Genomic DNA, 15561 nt, shown 5'->3' with positions numbered 1-15561 from the left:
TCGATCCCGATGATCGGCAATGGTGCATCCTATGTGACATGCAGGCCACACACTCAAGCGATATTTTTGAACCGACTGTTCAAAAAACATTGACAGTGTTCAGGTGCTGACTACGTCATGAGGCGAATAAACATAAATTGCAGAGAGGATTCATCATGCAGGGCAAGCGCGCAGCGTTTTTAACCGGAACCGCAATCACACTGGCATTCGCCGCACTGCCTGCGTCCGTCGCGGCGCAGAGCACCGATGGTGCGACGCCCGCGCCCGCGCCGCAGGATCAGGCAGACCCGGAAAATGTGATCATCGTGGAAGGCCAGGTGGGAGCCATCCTTGAATCGATCGATGTGAAGCGCGATGCGGATTCGGTGATCGACGTGCTGAGCGCCGACCAGGCCGGCCGCTTCCCCGATCCCAATGTGGCAGAGGCTCTCGCGCGTATTCCGGGCGTCGGCTTCCAGCGTGAAAACGACACAGGCGATGGTGAGTTCATCTCGATCCGCGGTCTCGACGCTGCCTACAATACGGTTCTCTACGACGGCCTTCGTACCGGTACGGCAGACGAATTCCGCCGAACCGCGCTCGATATTGTGACCTCTAACGGCGTCTCGCTGATTGAAGTCATCAAGGCCCCGCTGCCCGAGCACTACTCCGAAGGCCTCGGCGGTATCGTCAACATCCGCACCCGCGGCGCGCTGGAACGGCGCGAGGGCGGCTTCCTTTCCGCAGAGATCACCGACAACACATTTGTCGATGACTACGGCTTCCGCTTTGCGGGCGGATACACACACCAGCTGACGGACAATTTCGCGGTCAATGTAAACGCCGCTTTCCGCCGCACCTATCTCGATACGCTGTATGTGAATCCCGCCAGCTTCACTCTCGAGCAGCTGAACGCGATCACCATCAATGGCACCACTTTCACCGAAGAAGATCCGCTCGAACTGGTGCCGGAGGGCTTCCTCGATCCCAATGATTTCACCAATGAGCAGATCAACTTTGAAGACAATCTGATCGAGCGTGACAATTACAGCCTGTCAGGATCGCTGCAGTGGCAGGCGAGCAGCTCGACCATCTTCACCCTCGGTGGGCGCTACACGCGCGATGACACGACCCAGACGACCTCCAACGTCGAATTCGATGCCGATAATGGCGATATCGATCCCGATGGCATGGGCGGTTTCCTGCCGTCCGACTTCCCCGATCCGGAAGTCACATTCGAAGGCCAGATCGAAGACTCGGTCGAAATTCGCGAGCGCTATTTCTTCAACGGTGTGACCGAAGCGGGCAATTGGACCTTCGATTACACGCTCGGCTATTCGCGCGCCTATGAGGATGAGCCCGTCCTCTCGATCGATTTCACCAATGATTTCGACGATGTGCCTGGTGGCAGAAATGACAATGCAGTCACCTTCGTGCCGCTCGACTTTTCCAACCCGCCGTTCGCCGCACCTCTCCCGCGCGATCTCGATGTCTTCCTGCTTGGCATCGATCCGTTCTGCGAGAATCCTGCCGAGAGCTCGGGGCGCTGCGGTGAAATCAACGATTTCGACGAGGCGCTTGAAGATAGCCGGGAAAACCAGCGTTATTCGGCGCGGCTCGACACGACCTATGAATTCACCAATGGCGGCGTGCTCGATTACATCAAGTTCGGTGGGCTGATCGAGCAGTCCGATTTCGAAACCCGGTTCGTCGACATTTCCGATGTAGATGACAGTCTGGGGCCCAATGGCGAATTCCTCGGCGTCGACGACTCCGACGCGTTTGGCGGCAGCTTGCCGGACAATAACGCCGTCATCGGTGATTATGGCCTGGTGGACGGCTCGCTCTCCACATACGACCGGATCGGCAATCCCTTCGCCGATATCGGGCTGAACGGGGTCGTCCTGTTCGACCCGACTGCGCTGCGCAATCTGCGCCGCACTTTCCGTGACACCTTCTTCGCTTCTGGCGCCGATTTCGAGGAAGTGACCTTTGTCACAGCCGATGAGCGCTTCTATGCAGGTTACGCGCAGGCGAAACTGCAATTCGGCCGCCTCAACATCGTGGGTGGTGCGCGTATCGAGCAATATGACGGCGAATTTTCTGCGCCGCAGACATTCGATGCCCGCATCTCCTTCGATCTCGGCTCGGGCAATGACAGTGTCGAATTGTCCGCTCCCTCGCTCGAGCAGAACGTCACCGAGACCGACAATTTCGAGGTGCTGCCGCGTGTCGCGTTCAACTACGAATTGAGCGACGACATGCTGCTGCGCTTCTCCTACACGACGGCGATTGCGCGTCCGACTTTCGACCTGCTTGCAGCCGAAGTGGACGGCGATTTCCGTATCGAGCTAGCCGATGGCGTCAATCCGAATTCGGCGACTGCGGCGGACATTACCGATGTCGAAATCGATTTCGATCTCGGCAATCCGAACCTGCGCAACGCCTATTCGCAGGCCCTCGATCTGTCCTTCGAATGGTATGCCAGCCGCGGCAATGTGTTCTCGGTTGCCGCTTTCTACAAAACCATCGACGATTTCATCTTCAACTCCTTCGCGATCGAAGGGGCGATTACGCCAGGTGGCGGCCAGTTCGATCCGGCAAGTGCCGTGCGCGATGCGCCGTTCAGCGCCGAAGGTGAAGCCTTGCTGGCACAGCTTGGCGGGCTTGAAGCAATCCTGGCCCGTCCGGGCGCACAGGTGAACATCCGCCAGCCGGCCAATGGCAATCGCGCCGAAGTCTACGGCATCGAACTAGGGGTGTTCCACCAGATGGATTACCTGCCGGGCCTCCTGTCCAATCTCAGCTTCTCTGGCAATCTGACGTTGCAGGAAAGCGCGATCGATCTCGATCTTGGTAGGGTTGAAGCGGGCGATGCGGTCGTCGTCGCGGGCATCGCGTCCGCCGGAGACACCTTCACGCAGGAATTCGACCTGTTCAATTCGCCCAGCGTGACGGGCAATGCCGCGCTCTACTATACGGATGACAGCTTCGAGGCGACGATCGCCTACCGTTATCAGGGTATCCAGCTGGAAGAGATCGGCACGTTCGGTCTCAGCCAGTATCAGCAGGGCCGAGGCTTCCTCGATGTGGATGTGGAATATTCGCTGGAGGGGCTGCTGGGTCTGCGCCGGGCGAGCATCTATGCCTCGGTCAACGACCTGCTCGATGGCGGTCGCCGCCCGACGACCTACGAAACCCGTGGCCGCGGTGAGCAATTCCCGGACTTCGCATCCTTCAATGGCCGGACTTTCCGCGCCGGTGTACGCATCAGCTTCTGATTGCCGATAACGCCCCGCCAGCACCTTTGGCGGGGCGTATTTTCTGATACACAATCAGCCTGGCTGGAGAATTTATGACAACTGCGCAGGAAGAACGTCCGCGCTATCAGACTATCGGCCTGTTTGGAGGACCGGTGCTGTCCCTGATTACCTATGCGCTGTTCGACCCAGCGGGGCTGGGAGAGCCCGCACGGTTTGTGGCGGCGATGGCGGTGCTGATGGCAGTGTGGTGGGCGACGGAGGCCATTCCGGTCGCCGTCACCGCATTCCTGCCACTCGTGGTGCTGCCGTTTGCAGGCGTGTTGCCGATTGACGAAGTCGCGCCGCGCTATGCCAATCCGATTATCTACCTGTTCCTCGGCGGTTTCGTCATCGCGCTCGCTATCGAGCGATCGGGCCTGCACCGGCGTGTCGCCCTGCAGATTTTCCGCATGGCAGGGGTCAATGGCCGCTCGCTGATCGGCGGCTTCATGCTGGCGGCTGCGGCGATCAGCATGTGGATTTCCAACACCTCGACCACGCTCATGCTCCTGCCGATCGCCATGTCGGTGATCGCCGTGATCCGCGATTCCATGAGCGATATGGGCAATAAGGAACGCGCCGATTTCGAGACCGCGCTGCTGCTCGGCCTTGCCTATGGCGCAACGCTGGGCGGGGTCGCGACGCTGGTCGGCACTCCCCCCAATGCTTTCATGGCCGGCTTCCTGGAAGACAATTACGGCATCGAGATCGACTTTCGCCGCTGGATGCTGGTCGGTCTGCCCGTTGCGTTGGTTATGCTGCCGATTACCTGGCTGGTGCTGACGCAGCTGATGTACAAAGTCCGCTTCCGCGCGACGGAAGAAGCCAAGCGGCACCTCACGCGGCTGAGCGGCGAATTGGGCAAGGCAAGCACGGGCGAAAAGCGTACCGCGCTGTTGTTTGCCTTCCTCGTGATCGGCTGGATGTTCCGTGGCGTTGTAGCAGACCTCACCGGGTTGGAGGGCCTTTCCGATGCCGGTATTGCGATGGCGATGGCGGTGCTCGCTTTCATCATTCCCAGCGGGGACGATGGCAAGGCGCTGGTCACCTGGGACGATACGCGCCGCCTGCCGTGGGGGGTCCTGATCCTGTTCGGCGGCGGCCTCGCACTGGCGGGCGCGATGACCGATAGCGGTCTCACCGAATGGATCGGCCAGTCGCTCGCGCCGCTTGGCACATTTAATATCGCCCTGCTGCTGATCGCGGCGACGGCGCTGGTGATTTTCCTCACCGAGCTGACCAGCAATCTTGCCACCACGGCCACTTTCCTGCCGGTAATGGCGGCCGTTGCGGTTGAGACCGGGCAGGACCCGCTGCTGTTCGTGGTACCGGTGACGCTTGCTGCCAGCTGTGCGTTCATGCTGCCGGTAGCGACCCCGCCGAACGCAATCGTGTTTAGCTCTGGCGCGGTATCCATTCCTCGCATGATGCGGGCGGGCTTCGTCCTCAACCTCGTAGGCGTGGGCGTGCTGGCACTGGCGGCGATCTATTTGGTGCCGGTGGTGTTCGGGTGAAATTCGGCCGAGCCTTTCTCTCTCTGATTGGCGCGGCAGTGGCAGTGGGCGCGATGCCTGCTGCAGCGCAGGACGGACGATCCGAGTCATGCGCTGACGGCGAGGTCGGCCTCCATCTCGATTTCGAGGGAGCGGGTGGCCGCGATTGCGAGCGCACCGACACGGGATTTGCCATCACCATCGCGCCCGAAACGACGCCCATCAATCGCAGCCCGTGGTATGCTTTCGATATCACGGCAGAACAGCCAGCCACCGTGGAGGTGGAACTCCGCTATACCTATGGCGAGCATCGCTACGTCCCGAAAATCGAAGTGCGCGATACTTCGCGCGCGGAGATGGAGCCGAGTGTTTCGACCGAGGACCTTGGCGAGCGCGCCATATTGACGCTGACTCTCCCTGCCGGGCGCTTCCGCGTATCTGCCCAGCCGGTCATCCCAAGTCCCGATCGCGTCGCATGGGCGCGCGGTTTCGCTGAAGCCAGTGACTTCTCCTTCCATATCGCCGGTGCTTCGCGTGAAGGGCGCAACATCGTCCGGCTCACGTCAGATGTGAGCGATAGCCCGCTCATCGTGCTATTGCTCGGCGGACAGCACCCGCCAGAAGTGTCCGGCTCCCTCGCCATGCGCGCATTTCTGGAGCGGATCGCGGAGGATGGTGCACTCGCCAACCGGTTCCGCGCCCGCTTCCGGATCGACGCTTTCCCGCTGCTCAATCCCGATGGGATCGCGGCGGGGCACTGGCGCACGACGGCGGGACTGGAGGATTTGAACCGCGACTGGGGTATCTACTCGCAGATCGAAAGCCATGCTGTTGGCAGCTTCGTCTACGATCGCTGGCAGGCGGGCGAGCGGCCTGTTCTGATGGTCGATTTCCATGCAACGCGGGTGGGCGATGTCCTTTATGTGCCGCAGCCCGATGCGCCGGGTGTGGAGCCGTTCCTCTCCAACTGGATCGCGCGTGTGGATGCGAGGATGGGTGACGAGCCCGGCTTCGAACCGATCACCGGCAACAATCCCGGCCTGCCCACGGCGCGCAGCTGGTTTACCCGCACCTTTCACCGTCCGGGCGTAACGCTCGAAATCGGCGACGAGACCGATCTTGCGCGCACCCAGCGGCTTGCACGCGCGGCTGCAGAAGCCATGATGGCACAATTGCTCGAAGACTTTCCGCCTGCGGAGACCGACTGATGTTCAAACGCGCCCTGCTTGCCGCCCTGTTATGCGGCTCCACACCCGCATTCGCGCAATCGGAAACACCCGTTCCCGATGATGTGGATGCCGTGTTCACCGACGAATATCGCAACGAGCTGGTGATGGATGTCGAGGCGGCTTTCGCGCAGGCACAGGCCGATTACGGCTATATCTCTCAGGAGGCGGCGGACGAAATCGCGCGCACCGCGTCGATCGAATACGCCCCGCTCGAAGACGTTTCCGATGAATACAGCCGCGTGCGCCACCGCATGGTTGCGCTGCTCAATGTGTGGCGGCGAGTGCTGTCGGAAGATGCGAGCAATGCGCTCCACCGCGGTGTCACCACAGTCGATGTCTATGACACGGTGCGCATCCTGCAGATCCGCCAGACGATTGCCCTGCTGCGCGCCGATCTTGTGGAGGCAGAAGGCCGCATGATCGCGCTGGCGCGGGAGCATCGCGATACGCCAATGGTCGGGCGCACGCTCGGCCAGCATGCTCTGCCGATCACTTTCGGCAAGAAAGTGGCGACATGGGCGGCGGCCAATCGCAGGAATATCGAGCGGCTCGATGCAGTCGCGTGCCGGGTGGGAACGCTTGGCGTGCTGCGCGGCGCGGTCGGCACGCATCTGGGGCTCGGCCCCGATGGCCCGGCAATGGAGATCGCAGCGGCGGACTATCTCGGCCTCGGCCCGGTGACACCGGCGGATTGGCACGGGCTTCGCGATGTGTTCGGCGAATATGCCAGCGTGCTCGCCATCATGTCGCGCACGCAGGCGCATGTCGGGCAAGAGGTGTTCCTGATGCAGATGACCGATATCGGCGAGCTCTACGAGCGGCGCATTTCGACAGCGGTCAGCTCGAGCTCCATGCCGCACAAGATCAATCCCAGCCGCTCCGAACAGCTGATGCATGCAGGCCGGGTGATCCCCGCGATTTCGAGCATTTTGATCGACGACGTGGCGAACTATTTCGAACGCGACAACACTTCGCGCCCCAATTCGACCATCGAGGATATCTCGCTGGCGGCAGGAGAGATGACGGGCGATCTCAACACGCTGCTCGATCGGCTGGTGATCAATCCGGATCGGATGCGCGCCAATCTCGAAAGCACGGATGGCATGGTGCTCGCCCAGCGGATCGTCTTCGCGGTCGAAGATGAGCTTGGCAAGGAAGCTGCGGAAGAACATGTCGCCGAAGCCGCCAATCACGCGCAGGAAGAGGGTATTCCCTTCCGCGAAGCTTTGCTCGCAGATGACAGGCTGGCTCCGCTGATCGCCGGACAGATCGACGAGCTGCTCGATTTCGACAGCTATCTCGGTGCTTCAGCAGAACAGGTCGATGCGACCATCGCCTGGCTCGAGGCCCAGCCGCAGGAAGCACCCGCCTGCGCAATGTAACATCGCGGCCATGATTGGCTGCCCGATGCGTTGACCTCAACCGGTTTCCCGTGCAACGGCATTGGCACGAGGAGAGCCACAGATATGTCCGCGAATATCGCCGAAATGGAACGCCGCCGTGAAGCTGCCCGCATGGGCGGCGGACAAAAGCGCATCGACGCACAGCACGCCAAGGGCAAGCTGACCGCGCGAGAGCGGCTGGACGTCCTACTTGACGAGGATTCCTTCGAAGAGCTGGACACTTATGTCGAGCACGATTGCGTCGATTTCGGCATGGAAAGCCAAAAGATCCCGGGCGATGGCGTCGTCACTGGGTCGGGCACGATCAATGGCCGGCTCGTTTACGTATTCTCGCAGGATTTCACTGTCTTCGGCGGCTCATTGTCCAAGCGGCATGCGGAGAAGATCTGCAAGGTCATGGACATGGCGATGCGCGTGGGTGCGCCGGTCATCGGCCTCAACGATTCCGGCGGCGCGCGTATTCAGGAAGGAGTGGCATCGCTCGGCGGCTATGCCGAAGTGTTTCAGGCGAATGTGCTCGCATCCGGCGTGGTGCCGCAGCTCTCGCTGATCATGGGGCCATGCGCGGGCGGTGCGGTGTATTCGCCCGCCATGACTGACTTCATCTTCATGGTGAAGGATAGCTCCTACATGTTCGTGACCGGGCCCGAAGAGGTGAAGACCGTCACCAATGAGGAAGTCACACAGGAAGAACTTGGCGGGGCAGTGGTGCACACCACCAAGACTTCGGTTGCCGACCTCGCACTTGAAAACGATATCGAGGCGCTGCTCGCCGCGCGCGACCTGATGGGTTTCCTGCCTGCCAACAACAAGGCCGATCTGCCCGAACTGCCGACCGACGATCCGTGGGACCGGCACGAGGAAAGCCTCGACACGATCATCCCCGCCAATGCCAACATGCCCTATGACATGCATGAGGTGATCGCGAAGGTGGTGGACGAGGGCACCTTCTTCGAAATCCAGCCCGAACACGGCGCCAACATCATCACCGGCTTCGGCCGCATCGAAGGCCGCCCGGTGGGCTTCGTCGCCAACCAGCCGATGGTGCTGGCGGGCGTGCTCGACATCAATGCCAGCCGCAAGGCCGCGCGCTTCGTGCGTTTCTGCGATGCCTTCAGCATCCCGATCGTGACGCTGGTGGACGTGCCCGGCTTCCTCCCCGGCACCGCGCAGGAACACAACGGCATCATCAAGCACGGCGCAAAGCTGCTCTTCGCCTATGCCGAGGCGACCGTGCCCAAGATCACTATTATTACGCGCAAGGCCTATGGCGGCGCCTATGATGTGATGGCCTCGAAGCACCTGCGCGGCGATTTGAACTACGCCTGGCCGACCGCCGAAATCGCCGTGATGGGCGCCAAAGGCGCGGTGGAAATCATCTTCCGCAAGGACCGCGACGACCCCGAAAAGATCGCCGAGAAAACGAAGGAATACGAAGACCGCTTCGCCAACCCCTTCGTGGCAGCCTCACGCGGCTATATCGACGAAGTGATCTACCCGCACTCGACCCGCAAGCGGATCGCGCTGGGGCTGCGGAAGCTGCGGAACAAGCAGCTCGAGAATCCGTGGAAGAAGCATGATAATCTGCCGCTGTGAGTTTTCGTCTCGGGCTTGCATTCGAGGATGGGCGCTTAATGGCAGTTAGCCGATGGGTGCTTGGTGTCGCGCTTTCGATAGCTTTGCTATTGGTTTGGGAGGCATTTGGTCAAGCTGCGGGCATTCTATCGATGATTGTAGCCATGCCGATATGGGCTGTTTGGGGAATCCGAGTGTCATTGCAAGAAGGGGCGCTAACCTTTCGCGGGCGGACATCAACCAGAGACAAAGAGCCTCTGTTGTTCTGGATGTACATTGCAATCTTTGCGTTGCTTGGCGTTGTCGGCCCCAGCGTTTTGCTAGTGGCAAAGTGGACTGAGGTCATGGAATTCTTGGGAGCCGCATCATGAAACTAGGCCGTCTCAACCATATCGGTGTAGCCACGCCATCCATCGCGGAATCGATACGCTATTACCGCAATGTCATGGGCGCGACCTCGTTCCATGAGCCATTCGACCTCGAGGCGCAGGGGGTGAAGGTCTGCTTTGTCGACACGCCCGGCCAGAACGGCACGGAAGGCACACAGATCGAGCTGATCGAGCCGCTCGGCCCCGACAGTCCGCTCGCCAATTTCCTCGAGAAGAACCCGGCGGGCGGGCAGCACCATGTCTGTTACGAAGTCGAGGATATCGAGGACGCGCGCAAATGGTTCGAGGAGCTAGGCAAGCGCATCCTCGGCCCCACCCGCATCGGTGCGCATGGCACGCCGATCTTCTTCCTCCACCCGAAGGACATGATGGGCCAGCTGACCGAAATCATGGAAACGCCCAAGGACGGCGCGCATTGGTCCAATTGAGGGCATCAACCACACACCCGTTCGTCCTGAGCTTGTCGAAGGGCTGCTTTTGTTGAAGCGCGGGCCTACAAAAGAAAGTGCAGCCCTTCGACAAGCTCAGGGCATCCGGATTGTTTTATGACTGACAAACCCACCAAGGCAGACTGGCAGGAAAAGGCCGCGAAGGAAGTCAAAGGGCGCGACCTGACGTGGCACACGCCCGAAGGCATCGCCGTGCAGCCGCTCTACACGGCGGAAGATGCGCCTGACGAAGGCCCGGGCCTGCCCGGTTTCGAGCCCTTCACCCGCGGACCCTATGCCAGCATGTACGCTGGCCGCCCGTGGACAATCCGGCAATATGCGGGCTTCTCCACCGCCGAGGAATCGAACGCCTTTTACCGCCGCAACCTTGCTGCAGGACAGAAGGGCCTGTCGGTCGCTTTCGATCTTGCCACCCACCGCGGATATGACAGCGACCATCCGCGCGTTGTTGGCGATGTCGGCAAGGCGGGGGTCGCCATCGACACCGTGCGCGACATGGAAATTCTGTTCGACCAGATCCCGCTCGACGAGATGTCCGTCTCCATGACGATGAACGGCGCGGTGATCCCGGTGATGGCGTTCTATATCGTCGCGGCGGAGCGGGCAGGCGTTTCTCAGGATAAGCTCAGCGGCACCATCCAGAACGACATCCTGAAGGAGTTCATGGTCCGCAACACCTATATCTATCCGCCCGAGCCATCGATGCGGATCGTGTCGGACATCATCGCCTACACCAGCCAGCACATGCCGCGGTTCAACAGCATCTCGATCAGCGGCTATCACATGCACGAGGCCGGGGCGACGGCGGTGCAGGAGCTCGCCTTCACCATCGCCGACGGTAAGGAATATGCGAAGCGGGCGATGGAAACGGGCCTCGACATCGATGCCTTTGCGCCGCGCCTGTCCTTCTTCTGGGGCATCGGCATGAACTTCTTCATGGAGATCGCCAAGATGCGCGCCGCGCGCATGCTGTGGCACGATGTCATGACAGATCTGGGCGCCAAAAACCCCAAGTCGAAAATGTTGCGTACGCATTGCCAGACGAGCGGCGTCTCGCTGCAGGAGCAGGACCCCTACAACAACGTCATCCGCACCACGCTGGAAGCGCTTTCGGCAGTGCTCGGCGGGACGCAATCTCTGCACACCAATGCGTTGGATGAAGCCATCGCGCTGCCCACGGATTTCAGCGCCCGCATCGCCCGCAACACCCAGCTTATCCTACAGGAAGAGACCGGCATCACCAATGTCGCCGATCCGCTGGGTGGCTCCTATTACATCGAGGCGCTGACCGCCGAAATCGCCGACAAGGCGCGCGAATTGCTGGCCGAAGTCGAGGAAGCGGGCGGGATGACCGCTTACGTGGCCTCCGGCGCGCCGAAGGCCGCGATCGAGGAAGCTGCAGCCGCGAAGCAGGCCAAGGTCGACAAGGGCGAGACAGTGATCGTCGGCGTGAACAAGTACCGCCGCGACAAGGAAGACGAAATCGACACGCTCGATATCGACAATCACGCGGTGCGCCAGAGCCAGATCGCGCGGCTGGAGAAAGTCCGTTCGGGCCGCGATGAGAGCGCATGCCAGGAGGCGTTGAAGGCGCTTACCGAAGCATGCCGCACCACCCCCGTTCGTCCTGAGCCTGTCGAAGGGCGACTAGGCGCGGCGGAGGACAATCGCGCTTCGACAAGCTCAGCACGAACGGACCTTTCGCAAAATCTCCTCGCCCTTGCAGTCGAGGCCGCCCGCCACGATGCGACGCTGGGCGAAATCTCCAGCGCGATGGAAAACGCTTTCGGTCGCTATGACACGCTGCCCAAGCCCGTGAAGGGCGTTTACGCCGCGGCTTACGAGAATGACGAGCGTTACGCGCAAGTCGTTGCCGGTGTCGAAGCCGTCGCGCGCCGCCTCGGTCACAAGCCGCGTATCCTCGTCGCGAAGATGGGGCAGGACGGGCACGATCGCGGCGCGAATGTGATCGCATCCGCCTTTGCCGACATGGGCTTCGACGTGCTCTCCGGCCCGCTGTTCCAGACGCCGGAAGAAACGGCGAAAATGGCGCTCGACAACGATGTCGATGCCGTGGGCGCAAGCTCACTCGCGGCAGGCCATAAGACCCTGATCCCCGAACTGATCCAGCACCTACGCGATGCAGGCCGCGCGGATATCAAGGTGGTGGCAGGCGGCGTGATCCCGCAGCCCGACTATGAGTTTCTCAAAACGGCCGGTGTGCAGGGCATTTACGGGCCGGGCACCAATGTGGTCGAGGCGGCGGCGGATGTGTTGCGCCTACTCGGCCACAACATGCCTCCCGCCGACGAAACGCTGGAGGATGCCGAGTGATCCGCCGCGCCGCGCTTGTCTTCGCAGCGAGTGTTGCACTGACCGTCAGCCCCGCGCTGGCGCAAGATGCTGCGCCGATAACCATTGGCGAAACGCACATGCTCGCCTTCGATGAAGAGCCTGTCGCGCGGCATATCAATGTCTACCTGCCGACCGATTATCGCGAGGGCGAGGAGGCCTTTCCGGTCATTTACCTGATCGATGGCGGCATGAACCAGGATTTCCTCCACGTCACCGGCACCAGTGCGCTCAATGCGCTGTGGGGCCGCTCGCAGTCCGCGATCGTCGTCGGCATCACAACGCGCGATCGCCGCGCGGAGCTGATCGGATCGACCGGAACGGCGGAGGAGCAGGAGGCTTTTCCGACAGCGGGCAATGCCTCAGCTTTTCGCGCCTTTATCCGCGACGAGGTAAAGCCGCTGATCGACAGCACCTATCGCACCGACGGCACGGATGTGGCGCTCGGGGAATCGCTTGCGGGGCTTTTCATCGTCGAAACGTGGCTGATAGAACCGGACCTCTTCGATGCCTATGGCGCGGTCAATCCCAGCCTGTGGTGGGACGGCCAGGCGCTCGCCCGCTCGGCTGCGGAAACACGGGCTGGCGAGGATGACGCGCCGCGTCTTATCATCAGCTATTCCAACGAAGGTCCGGAAACGCAGCAAGCGGTTGAAATGGTCGCAGCGGTAGCGGGAGAGCAGGGCTGCTTGCTCGCAACGCCTGAACTGACGCACGCGACCGCCTACCACATCCTCACCCCCACGGTGATGCAGTACCTGCTGCCGACCGGGTATGATTTCGATGCGGAATGGGGTTTTGACGTGCCGTGCGAGGAGGGAGAGTGAACAAGAGCTTCATCTTTCGCTCGGTCATCATCACATTGGTCCTGCTGCCGACATCCTGCCTCGCGGGCAGATCGGCATCGGAAAAGCAAGATGCGCGCATCTCCGGCTTTCCCGACGCGCCATACTGGTATGAGAACGTGCTGTGGCTGGTCGCCCTCGCGCTGATGCTGGTATGGGCGTGGGCGATTAAGCGGTTGTGGGAGGGCGCGGAGTGAGCGGGTCTCCAATTATACGCGTCGAAGTCGCTCGGCCTGACTTGGAGTATATTCACTTGTGGTGCGAGGCGACTTCCAGCGGTTTAATGTGGGCGGCGAACGGCTATGTCGGGACGGAGCTTGCGGCGCCTGACATCGCATACGAAGACTTTCATGATTTCATACGTCATCTGTCGAAACACGTCGGTGACGGCGCGACATGGACGGATTTGCAGCAGGGCGATCAAATCACGGCTTGGCAGGCGATGGTCCGCCTCTCTGACAATCAAGGGGTAAATACCTAAATGTTCTCCAAAATCCTCATCGCCAATCGTGGTGAAATCGCGTGCCGGGTCATCAAGACTGCGCGGCGCATGGATATCGCCACGGTCGCGGTTTATTCCGATGCCGATGCGCGCGCGCCTTTCGTGCAGATGGCCGATGAGGCCGTGCATATCGGACCGCCGCCTGCTGCCGAGAGCTACTTGCTCGCCGACAAGATCATCGCGGCTTGCAAGCAGACCGGGGCAGAGGCGGTGCATCCGGGATATGGCTTCTTGTCCGAACGTGCGAGCTTCGTCGAGGCGCTGGAGAAAGAGAACATCGCCTTTATCGGCCCGCCCGCCAGCGCGATTGCGGCGATGGGCGACAAGATCGAGTCCAAGAAGCTCGCCAAGGAAGCGGGCGTCAACACCGTCCCCGGCTCCGAAGATGCCATCGATACGACCGACGAGGCGCTGAGCGTTTCCAACGCAATCGGCTATCCGGTGATGATGAAGGCCAGCGCTGGCGGCGGCGGCAAGGGCATGCGGCTCGCGTGGAACGATCAGGATGTGAAGGACGGGTTCGAGGCGACCAAGCGCGAGGGCCTCAACAGCTTCGGCGACGACCGCGTCTTCATCGAGAAATTTATCGAAGACCCGCGCCATATCGAGATCCAGGTGCTCGGCGACAAGCACGGCACGGTGCTCTATCTGAACGAGCGCGAATGCAGCATCCAGCGCCGCCACCAGAAGGTGGTCGAGGAAGCGCCGTCTCCCTTCGTCACGCCCGAAATGCGCCGTAAGATGGGTGAGCAGGCGGTCGCATTATCGCAGGCCGTGGGATACCACTCGGCGGGCACGGTGGAGCTGATCGTCAGCGGCGCGGACCCGACGGGCGAAAGCTTCTACTTCCTCGAAATGAACACCCGACTGCAGGTGGAACACCCCGTCACCGAAGCGATCACCGGCATCGACCTGGTCGAGCAAATGATCCGCATTGCGGCGGGCGAAAAGCTCGCGATGTCGCAGGACGATATCGGTATCGATGGCTGGGCGATCGAGAACCGGATTTACGCCGAAGACCCGTATCGCGGCTTCCTCCCTTCAACCGGTCGCTTGGTGCGATATCGCACCCCCGTGGAGCCATGGGCGGGCGACCTTCGCGGTGTGGACGGCACCCGCTTCGATTCCGGCGTACAGGAAGGCGGCGAGGTCTCGATCTTCTATGATCCAATGATCGCCAAGCTGGTGACATGGGCACCGACGCGTGACGAAGCGGCGGATTTGCAGATCGCCGCGCTCGACCGGATCGAGCTCGACGGGCTCGGCCACAATGTCGATTTCCTCTCCGCGCTGATGCAGCATCCGCGCTTCCGCAGCGGTGAACTCACCACCGGCTTTATCGCCGAGGAATATCCCGATGGGTTTGAGGGTGCAGCTGTCAGTGACCAGACGTGGCGCGTCCTCGCCGCGGTAGCAGGCGTCATGGCCACAGCCGATGCCGATCGCGCACGGCGGATTTCGGGCCAGCTCAACGGCCCGCTGCTTCCGCCCGGCGACTGGATTATCCGCAATGGTGAGAGTGACCACGAGGTTACGCTGGGCGAGGAAGGCTTGCTCGTCGACGGCGAACAGGTCGTTCTCGAATTTACCTACACGCCGGGCGAAAAAATGGTCGATGTCTCGGTGTTCGACAGCACCGATGAAGATGCGGAAGCGGTGGCCAGCTACGGCATCGGTATTGATCGCACCCGCACCGGCTATGTCATGACCACCCACGGCGCGAGCCATGAGCTGCGCGTCCTCGAAGCGCGGCTGGCCGAGCACGCCGGACACATGATCGAAAAAGAGCCGCCCGACACTTCCAAAATGCTGCTTTGCCCGATGCCCGGCCTGCTGGTGAAACTGCATGTCGAGGAGGGCGAGGAAGTCCAGCCCGGACAGCCGCTCGCCACGGTCGAGGCGATGAAGATGGAGAACATCCTGCGCGCCGAGAAGGCGGGCACTATCGCCACCATCAATGCCGAAGAAGGCGAGACGCTCGTTGTGGATGCGGTGATTCTGGAACTCGAATAGCCCCTCACGCGCTTCCTTTACAGAAGCGAA

11 protein-coding genes are annotated in these 15561 nt (G+C 61.3%); all 11 read left to right on the top strand.

The genetic code is table 11. From position 1 onward, the window contains the following. Window positions 1–155: 155 nt before the first annotated feature. Window positions 156–3260: a TonB-dependent receptor gene (locus O2N64_RS02805; RefSeq protein ID WP_271078773.1), complete on the top strand. Its 3105-nt coding sequence runs from the start codon at window positions 156–158 to the stop codon at window positions 3258–3260. A gap of 74 nt (window positions 3261–3334) precedes the next feature. Beyond that, a complete protein-coding gene (locus O2N64_RS02800; RefSeq protein ID WP_271078772.1) occupies window positions 3335–4795 on the top strand; it encodes an SLC13 family permease in 1461 nt (486 codons plus the stop codon). Beyond that, the gene (locus tag O2N64_RS02795; RefSeq protein ID WP_271078771.1) at window positions 4792–5982 is read left to right on the top strand and encodes a M14 family zinc carboxypeptidase; all 1191 of its coding nucleotides are present in this window, start codon (window positions 4792–4794) and stop codon (window positions 5980–5982) included. Before O2N64_RS02800 ends, O2N64_RS02795 begins: the two co-directional genes overlap by 4 nt. Beyond that, complete coding sequence (locus tag O2N64_RS02790) at window positions 5982–7385, top strand: lyase family protein (RefSeq protein WP_271078770.1); 1404 nt, start codon at window positions 5982–5984, stop codon at window positions 7383–7385. The genes O2N64_RS02795 and O2N64_RS02790 overlap by 1 nt, the downstream gene beginning before the upstream one ends. Before the next feature lie 84 nt (window positions 7386–7469). Further along, the gene (locus O2N64_RS02785; RefSeq protein ID WP_271078769.1) at window positions 7470–9002 is read left to right on the top strand and encodes an acyl-CoA carboxylase subunit beta; all 1533 of its coding nucleotides are present in this window, start codon (window positions 7470–7472) and stop codon (window positions 9000–9002) included. 346 nt (window positions 9003–9348) lie between these two features. Then, window positions 9349–9798: a methylmalonyl-CoA epimerase gene (mce, locus tag O2N64_RS02780; protein ID WP_271078768.1), complete on the top strand. Its 450-nt coding sequence runs from the start codon at window positions 9349–9351 to the stop codon at window positions 9796–9798. A 117-nt stretch (window positions 9799–9915) separates the two neighbouring features. Further along, a complete protein-coding gene (gene scpA / locus O2N64_RS02775; RefSeq protein WP_271078767.1) occupies window positions 9916–12153 on the top strand; it encodes a methylmalonyl-CoA mutase in 2238 nt (745 codons plus the stop codon). Continuing rightward, a complete protein-coding gene (locus O2N64_RS02770) occupies window positions 12150–12998 on the top strand; it encodes an alpha/beta hydrolase (RefSeq protein WP_271078766.1) in 849 nt (282 codons plus the stop codon). The genes scpA and O2N64_RS02770 overlap by 4 nt, the downstream gene beginning before the upstream one ends. Beyond that, entirely contained in the window at window positions 12995–13213 is a 219-nt protein-coding gene (locus O2N64_RS02765) for a hypothetical protein (protein WP_271078765.1), read from the top strand. The genes O2N64_RS02770 and O2N64_RS02765 overlap by 4 nt, the downstream gene beginning before the upstream one ends. A 41-nt stretch (window positions 13214–13254) precedes the next feature. Beyond that, the gene (locus O2N64_RS02760) at window positions 13255–13497 is read left to right on the top strand and encodes a hypothetical protein (RefSeq protein ID WP_271078764.1); all 243 of its coding nucleotides are present in this window, start codon (window positions 13255–13257) and stop codon (window positions 13495–13497) included. Next, window positions 13498–15531 carry an acetyl-CoA carboxylase biotin carboxylase subunit gene (locus O2N64_RS02755; RefSeq protein WP_271078763.1) on the top strand — a complete coding sequence of 678 codons (2034 nt, stop codon included), beginning with the start codon at window positions 13498–13500 and terminating at the stop codon, window positions 15529–15531. The last annotated feature ends 30 nt before the right edge of the window (window positions 15532–15561 follow it).

This window comes from Aurantiacibacter sp. MUD61 (assembly GCF_027912455.1).
In the GTDB taxonomy this organism is placed as follows: Bacteria; Pseudomonadota; Alphaproteobacteria; order Sphingomonadales; family Sphingomonadaceae; genus Alteraurantiacibacter.
Note: the sequence above shows the minus strand (reverse complement) of the source record. Positions and strands in the feature narration are given on the sequence as shown.

What these genes read in the sequence shown, in the direction of transcription:
- O2N64_RS02805 (WP_271078773.1), top strand. Translation starts at nt 156, where the DNA reads ATGCAGGGCAAGCGCGCAGCGTTTTTAACCGGAACCGCAATCACACTG.
- O2N64_RS02800 (WP_271078772.1), top strand. Translation starts at nt 3,335, where the DNA reads ATGACAACTGCGCAGGAAGAACGTCCGCGCTATCAGACTATCGGCCTG.
- O2N64_RS02790 (WP_271078770.1), top strand. Translation starts at nt 5,982, where the DNA reads ATGTTCAAACGCGCCCTGCTTGCCGCCCTGTTATGCGGCTCCACACCC.
- O2N64_RS02785 (WP_271078769.1), top strand. Translation starts at nt 7,470, where the DNA reads ATGTCCGCGAATATCGCCGAAATGGAACGCCGCCGTGAAGCTGCCCGC.
- mce (WP_271078768.1), top strand. Translation starts at nt 9,349, where the DNA reads ATGAAACTAGGCCGTCTCAACCATATCGGTGTAGCCACGCCATCCATC.
- scpA (WP_271078767.1), top strand. Translation starts at nt 9,916, where the DNA reads ATGACTGACAAACCCACCAAGGCAGACTGGCAGGAAAAGGCCGCGAAG.
- O2N64_RS02755 (WP_271078763.1), top strand. Translation starts at nt 13,498, where the DNA reads ATGTTCTCCAAAATCCTCATCGCCAATCGTGGTGAAATCGCGTGCCGG.